Origin of the sequence: Streptomyces sp. 840.1 (assembly GCF_003751445.1) — a bacterium.
Lineage (GTDB): Bacteria > Actinomycetota > Actinomycetes > Streptomycetales > Streptomycetaceae > Streptomyces.
Genome location: NZ_RJUU01000001.1, coordinates 5,517,297 through 5,538,214 on the forward strand (window position 1 = coordinate 5,517,297; position 20,918 = coordinate 5,538,214).

Annotated in this window: 17 protein-coding genes; 8 read left to right on the forward strand and 9 right to left on the reverse strand. The window is 74.1% G+C overall.

Going from position 1 to position 20,918, the window contains the following annotated elements; translation table 11 throughout:
* Nucleotides 1-40: 40 nt before the first annotated feature.
* Entirely contained in the window at nucleotides 41-967 is a 927-nt protein-coding gene (locus EDD93_RS25250) for a LysR family transcriptional regulator (protein ID WP_123527316.1), read from the forward strand.
* Nucleotides 968-1,020: 53 nt separating this feature from the next.
* On the opposite strand, the gene EDD93_RS25255 is transcribed toward EDD93_RS25250, so the two are convergent.
* From EDD93_RS25255 to EDD93_RS25265, 3 genes are all read right to left on the reverse strand, one after another.
* The gene (locus tag EDD93_RS25255; protein ID WP_185092437.1) at nucleotides 1,021-3,168 is read right to left on the reverse strand and encodes a discoidin domain-containing protein; all 2,148 of its coding nucleotides are present in this window, start codon (nucleotides 3,166-3,168) and stop codon (nucleotides 1,021-1,023) included.
* A 250-nt stretch (nucleotides 3,169-3,418) separates the two neighbouring features.
* Nucleotides 3,419-6,109, reverse strand: a complete 2,691-nt coding sequence (locus tag EDD93_RS25260; protein WP_398904838.1) for an ABC transporter permease — start codon at nucleotides 6,107-6,109, stop codon at nucleotides 3,419-3,421.
* Entirely contained in the window at nucleotides 6,106-6,816 is a 711-nt protein-coding gene (locus EDD93_RS25265; protein ID WP_260255862.1) for an ABC transporter ATP-binding protein, read from the reverse strand. Before EDD93_RS25265 ends, EDD93_RS25260 begins: the two co-directional genes overlap by 4 nt.
* Before the next feature lie 172 nt (nucleotides 6,817-6,988).
* Here EDD93_RS25265 and EDD93_RS25270 point away from each other — a divergent pair, with 172 nt between their 5' ends.
* The gene (locus tag EDD93_RS25270) at nucleotides 6,989-8,218 is read left to right on the forward strand and encodes a sensor histidine kinase (RefSeq protein ID WP_123527318.1); all 1,230 of its coding nucleotides are present in this window, start codon (nucleotides 6,989-6,991) and stop codon (nucleotides 8,216-8,218) included.
* Nucleotides 8,206-8,865, forward strand: a complete 660-nt coding sequence (locus EDD93_RS25275; protein ID WP_123527319.1) for a response regulator transcription factor — start codon at nucleotides 8,206-8,208, stop codon at nucleotides 8,863-8,865. The genes EDD93_RS25270 and EDD93_RS25275 overlap by 13 nt, the downstream gene beginning before the upstream one ends.
* 25 nt (nucleotides 8,866-8,890) lie before the next feature.
* Here the strand turns inward: EDD93_RS25275 and EDD93_RS25280 are convergent, their stop codons facing one another.
* Nucleotides 8,891-9,277: a VOC family protein gene (locus tag EDD93_RS25280; RefSeq protein WP_123527320.1), complete on the reverse strand. Its 387-nt coding sequence runs from the start codon at nucleotides 9,275-9,277 to the stop codon at nucleotides 8,891-8,893.
* Nucleotides 9,278-9,352: 75 nt separating this feature from the next.
* Here EDD93_RS25280 and EDD93_RS25285 point away from each other — a divergent pair, with 75 nt between their 5' ends.
* Together EDD93_RS25285 and EDD93_RS25290 are read left to right on the forward strand one after the other, a co-directional pair.
* On the forward strand, nucleotides 9,353-10,039 hold the full coding sequence (locus EDD93_RS25285; protein WP_123527321.1) for a nucleoside/nucleotide kinase family protein: 687 nt from the start codon (nucleotides 9,353-9,355) through the stop codon (nucleotides 10,037-10,039).
* A gap of 68 nt (nucleotides 10,040-10,107) precedes the next feature.
* Nucleotides 10,108-11,238 (forward strand): aminopeptidase P family protein, encoded by a 1,131-nt coding sequence (locus tag EDD93_RS25290; protein ID WP_123527322.1) that lies wholly within the window; start codon nucleotides 10,108-10,110, stop codon nucleotides 11,236-11,238.
* Between the two features lie 21 nt (nucleotides 11,239-11,259).
* Here the strand turns inward: EDD93_RS25290 and EDD93_RS25295 are convergent, their stop codons facing one another.
* Together EDD93_RS25295 and treZ are read right to left on the reverse strand one after the other, a co-directional pair.
* The gene (locus tag EDD93_RS25295) at nucleotides 11,260-12,276 is read right to left on the reverse strand and encodes an aldo/keto reductase (protein ID WP_123527323.1); all 1,017 of its coding nucleotides are present in this window, start codon (nucleotides 12,274-12,276) and stop codon (nucleotides 11,260-11,262) included.
* A 113-nt stretch (nucleotides 12,277-12,389) separates the two neighbouring features.
* A complete protein-coding gene (gene treZ, locus EDD93_RS25300; protein ID WP_123527324.1) occupies nucleotides 12,390-14,150 on the reverse strand; it encodes a malto-oligosyltrehalose trehalohydrolase in 1,761 nt (586 codons plus the stop codon).
* 196 nt (nucleotides 14,151-14,346) lie between these two features.
* Here treZ and EDD93_RS25305 point away from each other — a divergent pair, with 196 nt between their 5' ends.
* Entirely contained in the window at nucleotides 14,347-15,714 is a 1,368-nt protein-coding gene (locus EDD93_RS25305) for a GH1 family beta-glucosidase (protein WP_123527984.1), read from the forward strand.
* A 43-nt stretch (nucleotides 15,715-15,757) separates the two neighbouring features.
* Here EDD93_RS25305 and EDD93_RS25310 read toward each other — a convergent pair whose 3' ends face one another.
* Together EDD93_RS25310 and EDD93_RS25315 are read right to left on the reverse strand one after the other, a co-directional pair.
* Nucleotides 15,758-16,651, reverse strand: a complete 894-nt coding sequence (locus EDD93_RS25310; protein ID WP_123527325.1) for an aminoglycoside phosphotransferase family protein — start codon at nucleotides 16,649-16,651, stop codon at nucleotides 15,758-15,760.
* A 69-nt stretch (nucleotides 16,652-16,720) separates the two neighbouring features.
* Nucleotides 16,721-17,674, reverse strand: coding sequence for a GNAT family N-acetyltransferase (locus EDD93_RS25315; protein WP_123527326.1), 954 nt, complete (start codon nucleotides 17,672-17,674; stop codon nucleotides 16,721-16,723).
* A 194-nt stretch (nucleotides 17,675-17,868) separates the two neighbouring features.
* Here EDD93_RS25315 and EDD93_RS25320 point away from each other — a divergent pair, with 194 nt between their 5' ends.
* Entirely contained in the window at nucleotides 17,869-18,435 is a 567-nt protein-coding gene (locus tag EDD93_RS25320; RefSeq protein ID WP_123527327.1) for a DUF1707 and FHA domain-containing protein, read from the forward strand.
* A 22-nt stretch (nucleotides 18,436-18,457) separates the two neighbouring features.
* On the opposite strand, the gene lpdA is transcribed toward EDD93_RS25320, so the two are convergent.
* A complete protein-coding gene (lpdA, locus tag EDD93_RS25325) occupies nucleotides 18,458-19,879 on the reverse strand; it encodes a dihydrolipoyl dehydrogenase (RefSeq protein WP_123527328.1) in 1,422 nt (473 codons plus the stop codon).
* Between the two features lie 97 nt (nucleotides 19,880-19,976).
* Between lpdA and EDD93_RS25330 the strand changes: the two genes are divergently transcribed.
* The gene (locus EDD93_RS25330; protein ID WP_123527329.1) at nucleotides 19,977-20,876 is read left to right on the forward strand and encodes a LysR family transcriptional regulator; all 900 of its coding nucleotides are present in this window, start codon (nucleotides 19,977-19,979) and stop codon (nucleotides 20,874-20,876) included.
* Nucleotides 20,877-20,918: the final 42 nt, after the last annotated feature.

Here is a 20,918-nt window from a genome sequence, read left to right on the forward strand (position 1 = left end):
GCGTCCCGGACGCCCTCCACGACCTGGGACAATAGGTCACATGATCGACGCTCGGCGGCTGCGCATTCTGCGTGCGGTGGCGGACCACCGCACGGTGACGGCCGCGGCCGCCGCGCTCTACCTGACCCCCTCCGCCGTCTCCCAGCAGCTGGCCGCGCTGGAGCAGGAGACCGGGCACCGGCTGGTCGAGCGCAACGCCAGGGGAGCCAGGCTCACCTCGGCCGGTGAGATCCTGCTGACCCACACCAACGCGGTGCTGGCCCAGCTGGAGCGGGCCGAGGCGGAGCTCGCCGCCTACGGCGCGGGCGACGCCGGGACGGTCACGGTCGCCGCGTTCGCCACCGGCATCGGCCTCGTTCTCGCCCCCGCGATCGCCGCCCTCAGCGAATCCGCCCCCGGCATCCGGGTCCGGGTCCAGGACGCGGAGGGCGACGCGAGCGTCCCGATGGTCCTCGACCGCCAGGCCGATGTGGCGGTCGCCGTCGAGTACCGGGGCGCACCGGGGGAGGACGACCGCCGGCTGACCCGGGTGCCGCTGTACTCGGAACCGTTCGACGCGGTGCTCCCGGTGCGGCACCGGCTGGCGGACCGGGAGCAGGTGGCGATCGCCGACCTGGCGAAGGACACCTGGATCGGCCCCTACCCGGGCAACCCCTGCCACGACGTGGTGGTCCTGGCCTGCCAGTACGCGGGCTTCGAGCCGGGGCTCGAACACTCCTCGGACGACTTCCACGCGGTGGTCGCCCTGGCCGGCGCGGACGCCGGAGTGGCCCTGGTCCCCAGATCCGCGCTGCGCGGCATGGCCCTGACCGGTGTGGTGGTCCGCCCGGTGCACGGCAGCGCCCCGACGCGCCGGGTGTTCGCGGCGGTACGCCGGGGCGCGGAGGCGCATCCGCTGATCGCCCCGGTGCTGGACGCGCTGGCGGGGGCGGCGGGCGGGGTCGGGCTCGGCGCCGGCAAGGGCTGAGGCGCCGGTGCGGCGGGGGCCGTCGCCCCCGCCGCACCGGCGCCGGACAGCGGTCAGCTGTAGATGCCGAACTCCCAGAGGGAGTAGCCCCAGGCGGTACCCCGCTGGGTGGCGTTGAGCTTCACGTAGCGGGCGGTCTGGGCGATGTCGAGGTCGTCGGCGTCACCGTTGCCGCTGGTGGTGGAGTACACCGAGCGCCAGTTGCTGCCGTCGTCCGAGACCAGTACCTCGTACGCCTTGGCGTACGCCGGGTCCCACACCAGCTGGAGGTGGCGGAAGGACTTCCGCTCGCCCAGGTCGACCTGGACCGACTGGGGGTCGCTCCAGTCGCTGGCCCAGCGGGTGTCGAGCTTCCCGTCGAAGGCCATCGCCGCGGTGCACGGGCAGCCGCTGCTGCCGGCCTGTGCGGAGGAGGCGGTGGCGGGCCGGCCGAGTGCCAGGTTGGTGCCGGTGACCGGAGGCACCACCACCTTGACGGACTTGGTCTCGATACCGGCGTTGCCGTGTCCGTCCTCGGCCTGGATGTAGACCTTCCACACCCCGAGCCGCTCCGGCGCCTTCACCGCGAAGGTGCCGTTGCCGGTGGACCGCCACTCCGCCTCGACCAGGGCCTTGTCCCCGGTGGCGTAGTTCCCGCTGAGGTAGATCTTGTACGTCAGGGCGTCGTTGTCCGGGTCGCGGACGTCGGCGCGGACGGTGAACTCCTTGCCGCCGGGCGCCCCGTTGGCGTTCTGCACGGTCATGTTGCTGATGACCGGCGGAGTGTTGTCGCCCGCGGTGGAGCCGGCGTACGCCTTCTTCAGGGCGTAGTACGAGAGCCGCTTCTTGCCGTCGGGCACCAGGTTGAACCAGACGCCGCCGAAGTCGTGCTCCGTGCCGTAGTGGAAGAGCGTGGCACCGAGTGCGACGCCCTGGTGGCCGGTGATGCAGTTCCAGGCCTTGGTGTAGCCCTCGGCCTTCTGCACGTCGGTGGGCTCGTCCGGTACGCCGTTGGCGTCGTCGGGCACCTCCCACTCACCGGCCGGGCCGCCCTCGGTGATGATGTAGGGCTTGTTGTAGCCGCCGGACTCCCAGGCGGTGCGGACGCCGCAGATGTCGCCGTAGGAGTTCACCGAGTACAGGTCCAGGTCGGGCGCGTTGCGCTTGTAGTACGGCCAGGCGCCGGTCCACGCGTCGGTGGAGGTCACCGGGTGGTTCGGGTCGATGGTGTGGATCTTCTTCGCCACGTCGTTGACGAAGGTGGTGTAGGCGTTGCGCTGCTTCTCCAGCTCGTCACCGCTGTAGCAGTTCTGGAGACCGAGCACCGATTCGTTCCCGACGTTCCACATCAGCACGCCCGGGTGGTTCTTGTACGTGTCGACCCACTTGGCGAACTCGGTGAGCGAGGACGACTTGTACGCGTCGTCGGTGAGGTAGTTGACGCACCCTCCGCTGCCCGGACCGCCGCCCGGCTGGAGCCAGAAGCCGCTGACGACCCGGATCCCGTTGGCAGCCGCCGCGTCCAGCAGCGGCTTGGAGGAGCCGTCGGTGCCCCAGGTGCGGATGGTGTTGACGCCCATCGACTTCAGGTCCGGCAGGTAGCGCCCCGCGTCGGCGACGGACGGCCCCCAGGTCAGGCCCTTCACCTGGTACGGCTTGCCGTCGACGCTCAGCTGCCAGTTGCCCTGCGAACCGGTGACCCGCACCGCTCCGCCGGTGGCCGGGGGCGGGCCGGTGGTGCCGTACACCTGGAACTCCCAGAGGGAGTAGCCGTATCCGCCCGGCCGGGCGGTGCCGTACATCCTGACGTACCGTCCGGAGCCGGAGACGGCCAGCTCGTCCGTGCCGCCGTCGCCGTTGGTCACGGTCTTCAGCGTGCGCCAGTCGGACCCGTTGTCCGAGGCCTGGATCTCGTACGCCTTGCCGTAGGCGGCCTCCCAGGTCAGGACGACCCTGCTCAGGTCCGCGGTGGCCCCCAGGTCGACCTGGATCCACTGCGGGTCGCGCCATTCGCTGGCCCAGCGGGTGCCGGTCAGATTTCCGTCCACGGCGGCCGAGGCCGCGAAGGCGGCGCCCTCGTGGGAGGAGTCGGTCGCCGTCTTCCCCTGTGACAGCAGGGTTTCGGCGGCTCGCGCGGAGGTCGCGGTCAGCAGTACCAACGACGAAGCGAGCAGGGCGAGAAGCGTGATCAGCAACGTGCCCGTGCGAGGTCTCACGGGCATGGCTGCGCTAGGTCTGTGCACATTCACTCCAGGCGGAAGAGTGCGGGACCGGGGTCCCGAAATAGATGGGAGAGCGCTCTCCCAGGAGACTGACGTCTCGCTGTTCCGGTGTCAACGAGCGTGACGCGTTCGGTTTTACGGGTTCGGTGCGGCACGCGGCTTGCGGTACTCGCGCCGAACGCGGCCTGGCGCGTCGGGCGTTCAGCGGACGGGACGGGGGCCACCGCCGGGGACGGCGCCCCCGGCCGCCTCAGCCCCGGCCGCCGCGCCGGCCCGCGCCGCCCGCCCCCGGGAGCAGCGTGCCCGCCGCCGCGGCCACCGTCACGGTCAGCGCCAGTACGCCGTACCGCTCGGGCGGGAGGGAGGGCAGGGAGCCCGTCGCGCTCAGCGCGAACGCGGTCAGCGGGACCGCCGCGACCAGGGTCCCGATGGCCAGCCCGGCCACCGATATCAGGCCCGTCTCCAGGACCCGCATCCGCAGCAGCTGGCCGCGTCCCGCGCCGACCAGCCGCAGCAGGCGGAACTCGGGGCGGCGGCCGACCGTGATCAGGGCGAGGGTGCTGACCACCGCCAGCAGCGCGAAGCCGCCGATCACGCCCACACCGATGACGACCAGCGCGTCGTCCTGCGCCGATGACGACGGGCTGATCCGTACGTCGTCGGCCGTCGCCGCCCGGACCCGCAGCCCTTCGTACGGTGCGAGCGCGCGCCGTAGCGCCGACGCGGCGTCCCGGCCCTTCGAGCGCACCAGGATCTGCCGGTCGCGCGGCGCCGATACGTGGGCGGCGAGCGCCTCGCGCGGCAGCATGAACTCGCCCAGGCCCAGTGAGCGTTCGTAGACCGCGACCACCCGCAGCCGTACCCGCGTACCGTCGCCCAGGCGCAGTCGCACCAGGTCGCCGACGCCCGCGCCGAGTTCGCCGGCCCGGTCCCTGCCGACCGCTACCGTGTCCCGGCCGGTGAGGTCGGCCGGATCGCCCGAGGTGACCCGGGCGTCGAGCGTGCCGGACAGCTGGTCCGCCGTGACGCCCAGGACCGGGTAGCGGTCCAGCTTCGGATCGCCGGTCTCGCGGTGGGCGAGGACCACCGCGGACCGCAGCAGGCCCGTCGCGGCGGCCACCCCGGGGGTCCCGCGCGCCGCATCGGCCGCGTCCGAGGGGATACCGGCGGCGGGGCCGGTCACCACCAGGTCCGCCCGCAGGGCGTCCGATGCCTGGCGGCCGGCGGCCCGCTCCAGCGTGCTGCCCGCCGCCAGCTGCACGCAGACGAACGCGACGACCAGCACGATGGGGGTGAGCGCCGCACCCAGCCGCCGGCTGTGCGCGGCGGCGGACCGGGCGGCCAGGAACCCGGCGGCTCCGCCCGCCCGCCGGGCCGGCGCGCCGAGCACCCGCATCGAGATCCGCGCGACCCACGGGCCGAGCAGCGCCACCGCGATGATCAGCGAGGTCGCGGCGGCCGACGCGGCGAGCGCCGCCGCCTGGCCGCCCTGCGCGGTCGCCGCACCGGCCGAGCCGAGCCCCGCGACCGCCAGCAGCACCCCGGCGACCGTACGCGCCCGGCCCGGCTCGTCCGGCTCCGGCGCCCGCGCCGCGCCCAGGGCCGAGGCGGGCCGCAGCCGGGTGATGGAGCGGGCCGCGAGCAGCGCCACCGGCCGGGCCGCGAGCGTGACGATCACCGCGCCCACCGCGCCCGCCGCGAGCGGCAGCCACACCGGGACCGGCAGCGGCAGCGGATCCGTGGCCAGCAGCGACCGCATCAGCAGCCCCAGCGGCACGGACCCGGCCGCGCCCAGCAGCGCGGCGGCGCCCGCCACCCGGCTCGCCTCGCGGCCGACGGCCGACCGGAGCTGCCGGGGGGTCGCCCCGACCGCCCGGAGCAGCGCCAGTTCGCCGGACCGCTGGTGGACGGCCTGGGAGAGCGTGGTGGCGATCACGAGCAGCGCGATCATGACCACCGTCGCGGCGACCGACGCCAGCATCGCCAGCAGATCCCCGCGCGCGCCCGGCGCGTCGAGCTGCTCGGCCTCGCCGCGCTCCGCCCCGGTCAGCACCCGGGCCCCGCGCTCACCCCCGCCGTGGTCCTCTCCGCCGTGGCCCTTCCCGCCGTGCCCAGCCACGGCGTCGCCCAGGGCGGCCCGCAGCGCGCCGTCGGAGACGCCCCGCCCGGCCACCACGCCGATCGCGTCCACCGTGCCGGGATGACCGGCCAGTTGGATGAGGTGGGCCTCGGTGAAGAAGACGGCGGGCGACCCGCCGCGCTGCCGGGCGCCGGCCACCCCGCTGACGGTGTACCGCCGGGCCGCCCCGTCGACCTGGAGCGTCACCCGGCCACCGGGCCCGCCGCTCGTGGCCGCGAGCGAGGAGTCCACGACCACCTCGGACGCGGAACGCGGCGCGCGTCCGCCGGTCAGCTCGTACGGAGTGAGCGCAGCGGCGTCCCAGGAGCGCCCGACGGCCGAGATACCGCGGCCCGCCACCACCGGGACCGAGTCGTCCGCGACCGCCCGTGCCACGCCGTCGGCCGCCGCCGCCCGCGCCACCACCGAGCGGTCCAGGCGGACCCGTTCCGGCAGGTGCGCGGTCGCCGTCTGCGGCTCGCTGCCCCACGGCTTCGCCGTGTACGTGACCCGCTGGTCGGCCACCACCACCGCGTCGGCCCCGGCGTACCGTTCCACCGGCGGCCCCGTCAGCAGCAGTGAGCCGAGCACCAGGGCGAACGCCCCGAGCAGCGCCGAGGCGGCGGCCGCCGCCGCGAACACCGCGGCCCAGGAACGCCGGTGGGTCCTCAGCGAGCGCCGGGCCAGGAACGCCGAGGCCCGCCGCATCCCCGCCCGTGCGCCCGCGCCGCCACGCCCGCCGCCCGCCCCGGCCCGCGGGCCGTCGCCGGTGCGGGGCCCGCTGCCGCGCCTCTTGCCGTCACGCGCCTTCGTGTCACTCATCGCAGCCGGCCGCCGTCCATCGTCAGTACCGTGTCGGCCCAGCCCGCCGCCACCGGATCATGGGTGACCATCACGACCGTCCGGCCGTCGAGCCGTACCGCGTCCCGCAGCAGCCCGAGGACCAGCGCCCCGGACTCCGGGTCGAGCGAAGCGGTCGGCTCGTCCGCGAAGACCACCTCGGGCTCTGTCACCAGCGCCCGTGCCACCGCGACCCGTTGCTGCTCACCGCCGGACAGGGTCGTCGGTCCGCCGCTGCCGCGCCCGGACAGCCCGACCCGGTCCAGCAGCCGCCGCCCCCGGTCCAGGAGGCGCGCCGCGCCGGGGTCGGCGCCGGCCAGCACCAGCGGCAGCACGACGTTCTCCTCGATGCTCAGCGAGGGCACCAGATTCAGTGCGTGCGACTGGAAGACGAAGCCGATCCGGTCCCGGCGCAGCCGCGTCAGCGCGGCCTCGGAGAGCCGGCCGAGATCGGTGCCGGCGATCCGTACCGTCCCCGACGACGGGCGGTCGAGGCCGGCCGCGCACTGCAGGAACGTGCTCTTGCCCGAACCGGAGGGGCCGACCACGGCGGTGAAGCTCCCGGCCGGGACCGTACAGCTCACCGTGTCCAGGGCGGCCACCTCCCGGCCGCTGCCGCGCCGCCCGTGGTGCCGGCTCACCGACTCCAGCTCGAGCGCCGCCGTGTGCACCGCCGTGAATGTGTCCACCCTGGTCCCCTCGCTTCTGCCATACGTACTTGCTGACCTGCGTAAACGCTATGAGCAGGGGCGTGCGGGGAACAGGGTGCGGGCTCCCGGGCGGGGGTGCAGCCGGCTACACCACGGACCGTGGGGGACACGCCACTCCGGTGCCGGGCCGGCCCCCGTAACGTGGTGTGTCATGAGCACCACTCCCACCCCGCTGGTGGCCGCCGTCCGGAATTCGTGGCGTGCTTCGCGCTACCTCCTCATCGGCATCCCCGTCGCGCTGCTCGCCTATGTCGGAACGTTCCTGGTGGTGGCGGTCCTGCTGTTCGGCGCCGTGATCATCGGGCTGCCCGCCCTGCCGGAGGCGGCCAAGGTGCTGCACCGCTGCGCGGAGTCCGAGCGGCGCAGGGCGGCCGCGTACCTCGGTGTGCCGTTCCGCCCGACGCGGTACCTGCCGCTGGACCGGGGCGAGCTGTCCGAGCGGGTCAAGCGGGTGCTCACCGACCCCACGAACCGGCGCGAGGCCCTCTGGCTGCCGGCCCAGGCCCTCATCGGCAACGGCCTCGGCTACCTCACGATGGTGCTGTGGCCGGTCGGGCTGCTGGTGGACGGGGCCGCCCTCTGTGTCGTGCACCTGCTGGACCGGCGCACCTCGGACGAGTACGGCACACCACCGCCCGTGCGCCGCGGCTGGGTGCTGCGCTGGCACCCCGTGCTCGCGGAGCTCTCCGCGAGCTGGACCCGGTCCCTGCTCACCGCGTCGCCGTCCGCCGAGCTCGCCGAGCGCATCGACCAGCTGACGGAGAGCCGGGCCGGCGCGGTCGAGGCGCACGGCGCCGAACTCCGGCGCATCGAACGGGATCTGCATGACGGCGCCCAGGCCAGGATCGTCGCCCTGTCGATGCGGGTCGGCCTCGCCAAGCAGCTCCTGGACCGCGACCCGACCGCCGCCCGCCAACGCCTGGACGAGGCCCAGGACGGCGCCGAGGCGGCACTGGCCGAACTGCGGCACGTCGTGCGCGGCATCCATCCGCCGGTGCTGACCGACCGCGGACTGGAGGGTGCCGTGCGGGCGTTGGCCGCCGGGGCGGGCATTCCCGTCACGGTCGGACTCGACGGCGTCCAGGACGGGCGCCGGCTCCCCGCCGCGATCGAGGCCGCCGCGTACTTCGTGGTCGCCGAGGCGCTCACCAACATCAGCAAGCACAGCGCCGCGACGGCCGCGAGCGTGCGGATCGGCCGGGCCCCCGGCGTACTGCTCGTGTCCATCGGGGACGATGGCCGTGGCGGCGCCGACGAGGGCGCCGGCAGCGGGCTGGTCGGGATCAGGCGGCGGATCGCCGCCCTGGACGGCACCACCCGCATCAGCAGCCCCATCGGCGGGCCGACCGACATCGAAGTGGAGCTGCCGTGCGGATCGTGATCGCGGAGGACAACGCCCTGTTGCGCGAGGGCCTGATCCTGCTGCTCACCAGCTCGGGCCACGAGGTGGTGGCCGACGTCGCGGCCGGGCCCGAGGTGCTGCCCGCCCTGCTGGAGCACCGCCCGGACGCCGCCGTGCTCGACGTCCGGCTGCCGCCCACCTTCCGCGACGAGGGGCTGCGCGCCGCCGTCCCCGCCCGCGAGGAACTCCCCGGCCTGCCGATCCTGGTCCTCTCGCAGTACGTCGAGGAGACCTACGCCGCCGAGCTGCTCGCCCGGGGCGCGCGGGGCATCGGCTATCTGCTCAAGGACCGGGTCGGCCGGGTCGACGAGTTCCTCCAGGCGCCCGACCGGGTGGTGGACGGCGGCACTGCGCTCGACCCGGAGGTGGTGAGCCAGCTGATGACCCGCAAGGCGTCCGCGAAGCCCCTGCTGAGCCTCACGCCCCGCGAGCGGGAGGTCCTGGAGCTGATGGCCCAGGGCAAGGCGAACGGCACCATCGCCGCCGAACTCGTCGTCACGGAACGGGCGGTGAGCAAACACATCGGGTCGATCTTCGCCAAGCTGGGTCTCGGAGCGGACGACGGTACGGTCCACCGCCGGGTCCTCGCGGTGCTGGCCTACCTGGAGGGCAACGGGCCGCGCTGAGCGCTGTCCGCAGCGCCCTCGGTTCTCACGCGGGCTGGAGCAGGTCCCAGCGGTTGCCGTACAGGTCCTCGAAGACCGCGACCGAACCGTAGACCTCGTGCCGGGGCTCCTCCAGGAACCGCACCCCGGCCGCGAGCATGCGGGCGTGGTCGGCCGCGAAGTCCTCCGTGTGCAGGAAGAAGCCGACCCGGCCACCGGTCTGCGCCCCGACGCTCGCCGCCTGCTCCTCGTCCTTGGCGCGGGCCAGCAGCAACCCGATCCCTCGCGTACCGCGCGGCCGGACGACCACCCAGCGGGAGCCGTCGCCCCGGTCGGTGTCCTCCACCAGCTCGAAGCCGAGGGCGTCGGTGTAGAAGGCGAGTGCCTCGTCGTAGTCGCGGACGACCAGGGTGACCAGGGCGATGTGCGGCATGGGGGTCCTCGGTGCTCGGCGCGGTGGATGGGGTACGGGCCGGAGCCGCCGGGCCGTAGCGGGACAATATCCGCCATGGACACCAGTGACCTCACCGGGCTGACCGCCCGCGCGCGCCGCCTCGCCCTGGCCGGGAACCGCCGTGTGCTCGGCATCGCCGGGCCGCCGGGAGCCGGGAAGTCCACGCTGGCCGGGCAGCTCGCCGACGCCCTCGGGCCGCTCGCCGTGCTCGTGCCCATGGACGGTTTCCACCTCGCCCAGGCCGAACTGGAACGGCTCGGCCGGGCGGACCGCAAGGGCGCCCCCGACACCTTCGACGCCGCCGGGTACGCCGCACTGCTGAGGCGGCTGCGCGACCCCGAGCCGGACACCGTCGTGTACGCGCCCGCCTTCGACCGGGCCCTGGAGGAGCCCGTCGCCGGCTCCGTCCCGGTCGCCCCGGACGTCCCGCTCGTCATCACCGAGGGGAACTACCTGCTGTACGCGGAGGGCGGCTGGGCGCCGGTGCGCGGGCTGCTCGACAAGGCCTGGTACCTGGAGCTCGACAGGGACGTCCGGATCCGCCGACTCGTCGACCGGCACGTGCGGTTCGGGAAGCCGCGCCCGTACGCGGAGCGCTGGGCCGCCGGTTCCGACGAGGACAACGCCCGGCTCGTCGCCCGGGACCGGGACCGGGCCGACCTCGTCGTGCGGCCGGGACGGGCCACGGGGCCGCTACCGGCCCCCGGGGCGGATCAGGAACCGCACCGGCACCGCCCCTGACCGCTCGCGTCCGGCGCCCCGCACCGGCAGGATGCAGGGAGCCGTTCCGCGCCGCCAGGAGGTCCCGCATGTCCAGCCCGAACCAGCCCGTGCCGTTCACCGCAGACGACTACCGGGCCCGGATGGCGCGGGCCGCGGAGAGCGCGGCCGCCGCCGGACTCGCGGGCGTGCTGGTCGCGCCCGGACCCGACATGGTCCACCTGACCGGGTACCGGCCCACCGCCGACACCGAACGCCTCACCCTCCTGGTAATCGCGGCAGGGCAGGACCCCGTCCTGGTCGTGCCGACCCTGGAGGCGCCGGACGCCGAGAAGTGCGCCGGAGCGCCCGCCCTGACCCTGCGGGACTGGACGGACGGCAAGGACCCCTACGCCGTCACCGCGCCGCTGCTCGGCACGGAGGGCCGGTTCGGGATCAGCGACAACGCCTGGGCGATGCATCTGCTCGGCCTCCAGCAGCGGCTGCCCGGGACCTCCTACGCCTCCCTCACCGAGGCGCTGCCGATGCTGCGCGCCGTGAAGGACGCCGCCGAGCTGGAGCGGATCGCCGCGGCCGGGGCCGCCGCCGACGCCACGTACGAGCACATCCTCAAGGTCCGCTTCGCCGGCCGCAGGGAGACCGAGGTCGCCGCCGATCTGGCCCGGCTGCTCACCGAGTACGGCCACTCCCAGGTCGACTTCACGGTGGTGGGCTCCGGGCCGAACGGCGCCAACCCGCACCACGAGGCGGGCGACCGGGCCATCGAACACGGCGACATGGTCGTCCTCGACTTCGGCGGCCTCAAGCACGGCTACGGCTCCGACACCTCCCGCACCGTCCACGTCGGTGAACCCACCGCCGAGGAGCAGCGGGTCCACGACATCGTGCGGGAGGCCCAGGAGGCGGGCTGCAACGCGGTCCGGCCCGGCGCCGCCTGCCAGGACATCGACCGGGCGGCCCGCGCCGTCATCACCGGGTTCGGCTACGGCGACCGCTTCATCCACCGCACCGGCCACGGCATCGGGGTCACCACCCACGAGCCCCCGTACATGATCGAGGGCGAGGAGCAGCGGCTCGTCCCCGGCATGTGCTTCTCCGTGGAGCCCGGCATCTACCTGCCGGGCCGCTTCGGCGTCCGGATCGAGGACATCGTCACGGTCACCGAGGACGGCGGCCGCCGCCTCAACGCCACCGCCCGCGAGCTGGCGATCGTCGAGTAGCGGCCGCCGGTCCGCCGCCGGTCAGCCCTGCGGCTCGCGGTCGCGGAACCGGTGCAGCACGTCGTACGGGTACGGCAGCGGACGGGCACTCGCCTCGTCCAGCCGTGCCGTCTGCTCCGGCGTCAGTTCCCAGCCCACCGCGCCCAGGTTGTCGGCGAGCTGCCCGACCGTCCGCACCCCCACGATGGGCGCGGCCACGGCCGGCCGGCCGAGCAGCCAGCGCAGGGACACCTGAGCCGGGGTGTGCCCGGTCTCCTCGGCGACGGCGACGACGGCCTCGACGACCCGCCAGGTCTCGTCGTTGTCCCGCTCCCGCCAGGCCTCGCGCCCCAGCTCCCGCTGGTAGCGGGCCTCGCGGGTGTCCGGCGCGGCCTCGCTCATGCCGCGCCGGTACTTGCCGGTCAGCCAGCCGCCCTGGAGCGGGCTCCACGGGATGATGCCGACGCCCTCCGCCTCGCTCACCGGCGCCAGCTCCCATTCCACCTCGCGGGCGAGGAGGTTGTAGAGCGGCTGGAGGCTGATGTAGCGCTCCCAGCCGTTGCGGGCGGCCAGGTCCTGGGCGCGCTGGAGCTGCGAGGCGGAGAGGTTGCTCGCACCGAGGTAGCGCACCTTGCCGGATTTCACCAGGGTGTCGAGCGTGGACAGGGTCTCCTCGACCGGTGTCGTCGCGTCCCACACATGCGTCTGGTAGAGGTCGATGTGGTCGGTGCCGAGCCGCCGCAGGCTCGCCTCGACCGCCGAGAGGATGTGCTTGCGGCTGAGTCCGCCCGCGTTGGGCGCCTCGCCCGTCGTGCCGAACACCTTGGTGGCGACGACCAGGTCGTCGCGGGTGCGGCCCTTCAGCCAGCGGCCCACGATCTCCTCGGAGACGCCCTGATGGTAGACGTCCGCCGTGTCGATGAAGGTGCCGCCGGCCTCCGTGAAGGCGTCGAGCACCCGGTGCGCGCCCGCCTCGTCGGTGTCCTGGCCGAAGGTCATGGTGCCCAGGCAGAGTTCGCTGACGCGTAGCCCGGACCGGCCGAGAAATCGCTGCTTCATGGTGTCCCCTCGTTCGTTTCCATCAGGAGGCTACGAGTTGAAGTGCACTTCAAAGCAAGTGAGTTACGGCCGCGGCCCGAGGCATCCCAGCCGTCAGCCGGCACGCCTGCGGCTCAGCCGTCGGCCAGTACCACGCAGGACTCCGCCGGAAGGTGCAGCAGGCCGTCGGCGCCGGGCGCCTCCACCGGCTGCCAGGCGGCCAGCACCCGGCCCCCGCCGCTGCGGTGCCGGCCGCCGCCGAGCGGGATCGTGGCGGGCTTCTCGTCCAGGTTGACCGCGATCCGCAGATCGCCCCTGCGGAAGGCGAACCAGCGCGCCTGGTCGTCGTACGCCGGTTTCACCGTCGCCAGATCCGGGTCGCAGAGGTCGGGCATGGCGCGGCGCAGCGCGATCAGCTCGCGGTACCAGGCGTGCAGCCGGGCGTGCGGCTCCCGCCCCGGTTCGCTCCAGTCCAGACAGGAGCGGTCCCGGGTGGCCGGGTCCTGCGGGTCCGGGATGTCCTCCTCGGCCCAGCCGTGCGCGCCGAACTCCCGCCGCCTGCCGGTGCGCACCGCCTCGGCCAGCTCCGGATCGGTGTGGTCGGTGAAGAACTGCCAGGGCGTACGGGCGCCCCACTCCTCGCCCATGAAGAGCATCGGTGTGAACGGGCCGGTGAGCACGAGAGCCGCCGCACAGGCCAGCTGACCGGGGGAGAGGGAGGCGGCGAGCCGGTCCCCGAGCGCCCGGTTGCCGATCTGGTCGTGGGTCTGGGCGTAGCCGACGAAGCGGTGGGCGGCGGTGCGGGTGACGTCGACGGGACGGCCGTGCGTACGCCCGCGGAAGCCGGAGTACGTGCCGTTGTGGAAGAAGGCGCCCGACACGGTCCTGGCCAGCGCGGCGAGCGGGGCGACGGCGAAGTCCGCGTAGTAGCCCTGGGCCTCACCGGTGAGGGCGGTGTGCAGGCAGTGGTGGAAGTCGTCGTTCCACTGCGCGTGCAGACCGGTGCCGCCCGAATCCCGGGGCGTCGTCGTGCGCGGGTCGCAGAGGTCGGACTCCGCGATCAGGGAGAGCGGCCGGCCCAGTTCGGCGGCGAGCGCGTCCGTCGCCGCCGACAGTTCCTCCAGGAACGTCAGCGCCCGGTTGTCGGCCAGCGCGTGCACCGCGTCGAGCCGCAGGCCGTCCAGCCGGTAGTCGCGCAGCCAGGCGAGCGCGCTGCCGAGCAGGAACGCCCGCACCTCGTCGGAGCCCGGCGCGTCCAGATTGACCGCCGCGCCCCACGGCGTGTGGTGCGTCTCGGTGAAGTACGGGCCGAAGAGCGGCAGGTAGTTGCCCGAGGGGCCCAGGTGGTTGTGGACCACGTCCAGAACGACGGCGAGCCCGAGCCCGTGCGCCGTGTCGACAAAGCGCTTCAGTCCCTCCGGGCCGCCGTACGGCTCGTGCACGGCCCACAGCGACACCCCCTCGTACCCCCAGCCGTGCACACCGGGGAAGGGGCAGACCGGCATCAGGGACACATGGGTGACGCCCAGTTCGGCCAGGTGCCCCAGCCGCGCGGCCGCCGCGTCGAAGGTGCCCTCGCCGGTGTACGTGCCGATGTGCAGCTCGTACAGGACGGCGCCCGGCAGCCCGCGCCCCGCCCAGTCGGAGCGCCATGCGTACGCGCGGTGGTCGACGACCGCGCTCTCGCCGTCCGGCCCGTCCGGCTGGCGGCGCGAGCGCGGGTCGGGGAGCACCGGCCCGCCGTCGAGCACGAAGCCGTAGCGGTCGCCGTCCCCGGCCGCCGCCTCCGCCGTCCACCAGCCGGCCCGTCCGGGATCGCGTTCCATGGGCCGCAGCTCACCGGCCAGCCGCAGACCGGCCGACTCCGCATCCGGTGCCCATACGTCGAACAGCATGCGACGCTCCTCGTCTCCTCGTCCCGGCCCACGGCCGGCAGCAGCCGCGATCGCCGGTCAACAGCACTGGATCGAGCGCGTTACTGCCGATTAAGGTCTGGTTCTGATCACTGCCCTGCCGACTTCTGCCATACGCACTCCCTCATGGACCGCCCCCGATTGCCGGTCGGTCTCACCTACGGCTGTGGAGGCCGAGATGACTGTGCCGACGTTCCCGCCCGGTTTCCTCTGGGGGGCCTCCGCCTCCGCCTTCCAGACCGAGGGGGCCGCCGACACCGACGGCAAGGGGCCGTCCGGCTGGGACGCCTTCGCCGCGCAGCCCGGCCGGATCAAGGACGGCGCCGACACCGGGCGGGGCACCGGTTTCCACCGCCACTACCGCGAGGACGTCGCCCTGCTGGCCGGTCTCGGCGCCGACGCCTTCCGCTTCTCCGTGAGCTGGCCGCGCGTCGTCCCCGGCGGCAGCGGGCCGGTCAACGCCAAGGGGCTCGACTTCTACGACCGTCTCGTCGACGAGCTCTGCGCACACGGGATCACCCCGGCCCCGACCCTCTACCACTGGGACACCCCGCTCCCGCTGGACGAGGCGGGCGGCTGGCTCAACCGGGACACGGCCCACCGCTTCGCCGAGTACGCCGGCATCGTCGCCGAACGCCTCGCGGACCGCGTGCCCATGTGGATCACCATCAACGAACCCGCCGAAGTGACCATGCTCGGCTACGCACTCGGCGAGCACGCTCCCGGCCGCGCCCTCCTCTTCGACGCGCTGCCCGCCGCCCACCACCAGCTCCTCGCCCACGGCCTGGCCGTGGGCGCCCTGCGGGCCGCGGGCGCCGGGAACATCGGCATCGCCGTCTCGCACTCCCCGGTCTGGACCGCGGGCGAGAGCGAGGAGGACCGCTTCGCCGCCGGCCTGTACGACACCCTCACCAACCGGCTGTTCTCCGACCCGCTCCTCACCGGCCGCTACCCCGACGAGAACTTCGCCGCCCTGATGCCCGGCCCGGTCGAGGACGATCTGCGGACCATCTCCACACCGCTCGACTGGTACGGGGTCAACTACTACAACCCCACGCTCGTCGGCGCGCCCAGGGCGGACGCCCTCGACACCTTCGCCGGCTTCGGCATGCCCGACGAACTCCCCTTCGGGATAAGGGAGATCGAGGGATACGAGACGACCGACTTCGGCTGGCCCGTCGTCCCCGACGGGCTGCGCGAGACCCTCGTCCAGCTGAGTGCCCACTACGGCGACCGGCTCCCGCCGCTCTACATCACCGAGAACGGCTGCGCCTTCGACGAACCGGCCGAGGACACCCGCCGGATCGCCTTCCTCGACGCCCACCTGAACTCGCTGCGGTCGGCCATCGACGAGGGCGTCGACGTACGCGGCTACTTCACCTGGTCGCTCACCGACAACATCGAATGGATCGAGGGGGCGAGCAAGCGCTTCGGTCTGGTCCACATCGACTACGAGACGCTGCGCCGCACCCCGAAGGACTCGTACGCCTGGTACCGCGACATGATCCGCGAACAGAAGCGGCAGGGCGCCGGTCCGGCGGCCTGACCGGCGGCGGGCGCCGGCCGGGGCCGGCCCCTGCGGGCAGCCCTCAGACGGCGGAGGCGAAGACCCGCTCCAGGATCCGGTGGCCGGCCCTGCCCCAGGTCGGCTGGCCGCCGGGAAGGCCCCGGTCCCACGCCCGGCCCACCGAGACGAGCGCGAGTGCCTTCAGCACGGCCCGGCCCCGGGCCCGGCACACCGTCGCCTCGTCGGTCTCTCCGTACGCGTCGAAGAAGTCCGCGTCCGAGCCCTGCGGCAGCAGCTTCCACGCGGCGGCGAGGTCGACGGCCGGATCTCCGGCGCACAGGTCACCGAAGTCGACGATGCCGCAGACCGCGCCGTCGGCGACCACCACGTTGGCGGGGTGCAGATCGGCGTGCAGCCAGACCGCGGGCCCCGTCCACCGGGGCGCCGCGACCGCCTCGTCCCACACCCGGCGCACGCGGGGCACGTCGACCGCCTCGGTCACCGCGGCGAGCAGGCCCTCGAAGTCGCCGGTGGCCGTGGCGATCGGGCCGCCGCGCCCCTCGTCCCTCGGGGCGTCCGCCGGAGCCGGCCGGTGCAGGGCACGGAGGAACCCCGCGAGGTTCGCCACCGACCGGGCGGCGTCGGTCACCTCGGCGCCGTCCGCCGGCTCGCCCGGAACCCAGTTCGCCAGGGTCCACGGCCGGGGGAACCGCGCGTCCGGCTCGTTGAGGTACCTCGGCGTCGGTACGGGCAGCGGCAGGCGCCCGGCGAGTTCGGGGAGCCATCGGAACTCCTTGCGCAGCAGACCGGGCGCGCGCTCGGTCATCGGCAGCCGGACGACCAGCTCGTCCCCGAGCCGCCAGAGCTGGTTGTCCCAGCCCGACGGAACCCGCCGGATCTCCAGGCCGGCCAGATCCGGGTACCGGTCCCCGACCAGCTCCCGGACGAAGCCCTCGTCCACGCTGTCCCGTTCCATGTGCTCCTCCAAGCGGTCACCGCCAGCCTAAGGGCGGTCGTCGGGCTGCCGTCTGCCGCGCGGGGTCCGTCAGTCCCACACCATGTCGAAGGCGCGCTCGAAGTTGACGTACCCCAGCCGCTCGAAGGACTTCGCCATCGGTACGTTGCCGAGGTCCGTCGCGGCCCTGATCCGCTCCACCCCGTCCTGGCCGGCGAGCACCCGGGTCCCCTCGGTGAGGAGGTCGTCGATGTAGCCGCGGCCCCGGTGCGCGGGCAGCACACCGATGTACGCGATGATCGGGTTGTAGCTGTTGCGGGCCGGGATCACGAAGCCCACCGGTTCGCCGTCGGGCAGCTCCGCGATGCGCCACCACTCGCGCGGAGTGGTGTAGCGGGCCAGCTCCTCGTCGTACTGCTTCTCCGCCGCATCGAGGGCCGTCAGCCCCGAGGCCAGGTCCTGCTGTCCGTGCGCGTCGAGGGTGCCCTCCATGACCGGCGCCATCAGCGCGAGGAGGTCCGCGCGCCCGGCGACCGGGCGGAAGCGCAGCCGGCCGCTGTCCGCGGGCACCGGGGTACCCGCGCGCCACTCCAGGCGCAGCCGCTCGACCAGCATGCGGGCACCGCTGCGCTCCATGACCCGGATGCGGGCCTCGACCACGTCACGGGCCGCCGGGTCCTCGCGCCAGTCGGGCGGTATGTACCGCCCGTACTCGGGACGCGGGCCGCCGGCCGGCAGGACCGCCGCGCTCGCCGTCTCCAGCAGCCGCAGGCCCACCTCACCGCGCTCGGGCTCGGGCAGGGTGTCGTCGAGGTCGAAGAAGTCGAGGAGGAGCGGCACCTCCCCGTCCTGGCTCCACCACGCGATCCGCGCCACCACCCGCTCGCCCCGCAGCGCCACCCACATCCACTCCGGGCGGCGGCGGCCGGAGCCGAGGTCGTCCGCCAGTTCGTGGTCCAGCACGTACGACAGGCGGCGGAACAGGTCCAGCTCCTCGGGGCCGGCGAGCGGACGGATGTTCAGTTCGAGTGGTGCAGCGGGCACAGAGTCTCCAGGACTACGCGGGAGCCCCCCGGCGGTCGTCGGGGCGGCACGGCGGCAGACGGTAGCAATGTGCCGCTCCGGGCGCTCGGAATTATTCCGGTGAGAGGCCCGCCCGGTCCGCCCGCGCAGGTCAGCGGCGAGGAAGGAGCGGCCGTTCTGGACACGTTGGGGCGGTCGGCCCGACAATTGGCCCCGTGACGTCCTCCTTCGAGTTCCACACGTACCCCGCGCGGCTGTCCGACGCCCAGCGCGACCGTGTTCTCGGCGTGCTCAGAGAAGGCGCGGCGCAGGGAAAGCTCTCCCACGACACCTTCATGCGGCGCATGGAACTGGCTCTGACCGCGAACAACTCCGAGGAACTGGCGGTGCTCACCGCCGACCTGGACGCCGGGGGCCGCCTGTCACGGCAGCTGATCCGGTTCGTCGGCGGGGTCTCCGGATTTCCCGGCCGGGTGCGCCGGGCCTGGTGGGCCGAGCGGCTGCCCAAGCTGCTGCTGCCGGCGCCGAGCCCGCACCCCCTGCTCATCGGCCGGGACCCGGGCAACGGGCTGCGCCTCAGCCACGAGACCGTCTCCCGGACCCATGCCGAACTCACCGTGCACGGCGGCCGGTGGCTGCTGCGCGACCTGGGCTCGACCAACGGCACCTGCGTCAACGGCCAGCGCGTCACGGGCACGGTCTCGGTACGGGAGGGCGACCAGGTCAGCTTCGGCACGATGATGTTCCGGCTCTCCGCCCCCGCGCTCAGGCCGCCCGCCTGAGCCGTGTCCCGGAGCGGCGCCCTCATGCCCGCTGGTGCAGTCCTCGGCCCGCCAGCGTGAGGAAGGCCTCGCCGACCGCCTCCGAGAGCGTCGGATGAGGGTGCACATGACGGGCGACGTCGGACGGTTCGGCGTCCCAGCCGACGATCAGCTGGCTCTCCGCGATCATCTCCGAGACGTGCGGCCCGACCAGATGGACGCCCAGGACCCGCCCGTTCCGCTCGGCGACCACCTTCACCATCCCGCCCTGCCCGTGCACCATGCCCTTGGCGACCGCCGTCAGCGGCATCGTGCCGACCACCACGTCGTGCCCGGCGTCACGGGCCCCGGCCTCGGACAGCCCCACCGACGCCGTCTGCGGGGCTGAGTACGTCACCCGGGGCACCGCCGCGTAGTCCACCGGCGCCGGACGCAGCCCGGCCAGCGTCTCGGCCACCAACAGGCCCTCCGCGAAAGACGCGTGGGCCAGCCCGAGCGACGGCGGCGGCAGCAGGTCGCCCACCACGTGGATCCCCGGCACCGAGGTCTCCAGCCGGTCCCAGTCCGCCGGGACCACATGCCCGCGCTCATCGGTGCCCAGTCCGGCCGCGGCCAGCCCCAGACCGTCCGTCACCGGGACCCGGCCCACCGCCACCAGCAGCCGCTGCGCCCGAACCGTGCGGGTCTCACCGCGCGGGGTCCGGACAGCGGCCCGCACCCCGTCGTCGAGCACGGCCGCCTCCAGCAACCTCGCACCCGTGCGCACATCGATCCCGCGCTTCTTCAGGCCCCGCGTCAGGTGCCGGGACACATCGGCGTCCTCCAGGGGCACGAGCCGGTCGGCGGCCTCCACCAGGGTGACCCGGGCCCCCATCGACCGGTGCAGGGACGCGTACTCCACACCGATCGCCCCGCCGCCCAGCACCAGCACCGACTCCGGCAGACCGGCGGCGAACAGCGCGTCGTCGCTGGTCACCACCCGCCGCCCGTCGGCCACCAGGCCCGGCAGCGTGCGCGGCCGCGACCCGGTGGCCAGCACGATGCCGCGCCGGGCGGTGACCTCCCCGTACCCGGCGATCCGGGCCCCGCGCGGGCTGGTCAACTCTGCGCTTCCGCGCACCACTTCTACCCCGGCGTGCGCCAGGTGGCCGGTCACCCCGCGGTGGTTGCGGTCCACGATGTCGTCACGGGTCGCGACGAGTGCCGGCCAGTCCACCGACTCCAGCGTCGCCTTCACCCCCCACCGCTCACGGGCCTCCGCGATGCCGTCCACCAGCTCCGCCGCGTGCAGCATCGCCTTGCTCGGGACACAGCCCCGGTGCAGACACGTGCCGCCCACCTTGTCGCGCTCCACGAGCACCACCCGCAGACCGAGCGCCGCGGCCCGCAGAGCGGTCGAGTAGCCGCCCGTCCCCCCGCCGATCACCAGCACATCGGTCTCGGTCACCTTCGCCGTCTGTGTCATGGCTCCCACCCTCCGCCCGTCCGTTGCCATGAGTCCAAGGCAATGTTTGTGTGGGACCGATGCACAACGTCTATGGCCGAGGACGAGGGGCGATCCGGTGAGTCTGCGTCAGATGGAGTACTTCCTCACGGTCGTCGAGGAGAGCTCCTTCACCCGGGCCGCCGAACTGCTCCACGTCACCCAGCCGGCGCTCTCCCACCAGATCAAGGCCCTGGAGCGGACCATCGGCGGCGCCCTGCTCGAACGGCTGCCGCGCGGCGTGCGCCTGACCCCGATGGGCCGCGCCTTCCTGCCGCACGCCGAACGGTCCGTGCGCAGCGCCGCCCAGGCCCGGCGCGCGGCGCGGGCGGCGGCCGGCGCCGAGGGCGGCGAGCTGCACATCGCCACCGTGCACGCGATCGCCGTCGGCATCCTTCCCGAGGTCTTCGCCCGCTGGCGCTCCACGCACCCCGGCGTCGGCCTGGTGCTCCACGAGTACGCCACCACGGAGGCCCTGGAGGAACAGATCGAGCGCGGCACCGCCGACCTCGCCGTCGGCCCGCCGCCCGCCGGCTGGCCGGGCCCGGTCGTCCCCATAGGTGAGGAGAGCATCGTCCTGGTCGTCCCGTTCGACGACCGGCTCGCCGGACGTGCCTCCGTCCGCCTCCAGGAGCTCGCGGACCGCCCCTGGGTGCGCTGCGCGATGGAGGCCGTCGTGCACGGCCGGCCGTTCCTGGACTGGGTCTGCGCCGAGGCCGGCTTCGTACCGCGCACAGCGGTACGGACCGAGCACACCTCGACCGCGGTACGGATGGCGGCCGCAGGCGTCGGGATCGCGACCGCCCCCGCGCACGTGGTGCGCGGAGCGGTCGGCGAGGACTGCGCGGTACTCACCGTCGACCCGCCGTGGTCCCGCCCGCTCGCGGTCTTCTCCCGCGTCGAACTGACCGGTGCCGCAGCCGCGTTCACCGAGCTGCTGGCCGCGTCCCGGCCGCCGGGCCCGCGCCCCGCCCCGTGACGACAGGCCCAAGGGCCGTCCGGGTGACGGGCCGCACGCGCG

Bases quoted from the DNA above. Each gene is read 5' to 3' on its own strand.
- EDD93_RS25295 (WP_123527323.1), bottom strand. From the start codon at position 12,276: ATGAAGCAGCGATTTCTCGGCCGGTCCGGGCTACGCGTCAGCGAACTC.
- lpdA (WP_123527328.1), bottom strand. From the start codon at position 19,879: ATGACACAGACGGCGAAGGTGACCGAGACCGATGTGCTGGTGATCGGC.
- treZ (WP_123527324.1), bottom strand. From the start codon at position 14,150: ATGCTGTTCGACGTATGGGCACCGGATGCGGAGTCGGCCGGTCTGCGG.
- EDD93_RS25310 (WP_123527325.1), bottom strand. From the start codon at position 16,651: ATGGAACGGGACAGCGTGGACGAGGGCTTCGTCCGGGAGCTGGTCGGG.
- EDD93_RS25255 (WP_185092437.1), bottom strand. From the start codon at position 3,168: ATGCCCGTGAGACCTCGCACGGGCACGTTGCTGATCACGCTTCTCGCC.
- EDD93_RS25290 (WP_123527322.1), top strand. From the start codon at position 10,108: ATGTCCAGCCCGAACCAGCCCGTGCCGTTCACCGCAGACGACTACCGG.
- EDD93_RS25285 (WP_123527321.1), top strand. From the start codon at position 9,353: ATGGACACCAGTGACCTCACCGGGCTGACCGCCCGCGCGCGCCGCCTC.
- EDD93_RS25280 (WP_123527320.1), bottom strand. From the start codon at position 9,277: ATGCCGCACATCGCCCTGGTCACCCTGGTCGTCCGCGACTACGACGAG.
- EDD93_RS25270 (WP_123527318.1), top strand. From the start codon at position 6,989: ATGAGCACCACTCCCACCCCGCTGGTGGCCGCCGTCCGGAATTCGTGG.
- EDD93_RS25260 (WP_398904838.1), bottom strand. From the start codon at position 6,109: ATGAGTGACACGAAGGCGCGTGACGGCAAGAGGCGCGGCAGCGGGCCC.
- EDD93_RS25305 (WP_123527984.1), top strand. From the start codon at position 14,347: ATGACTGTGCCGACGTTCCCGCCCGGTTTCCTCTGGGGGGCCTCCGCC.
- EDD93_RS25250 (WP_123527316.1), top strand. From the start codon at position 41: ATGATCGACGCTCGGCGGCTGCGCATTCTGCGTGCGGTGGCGGACCAC.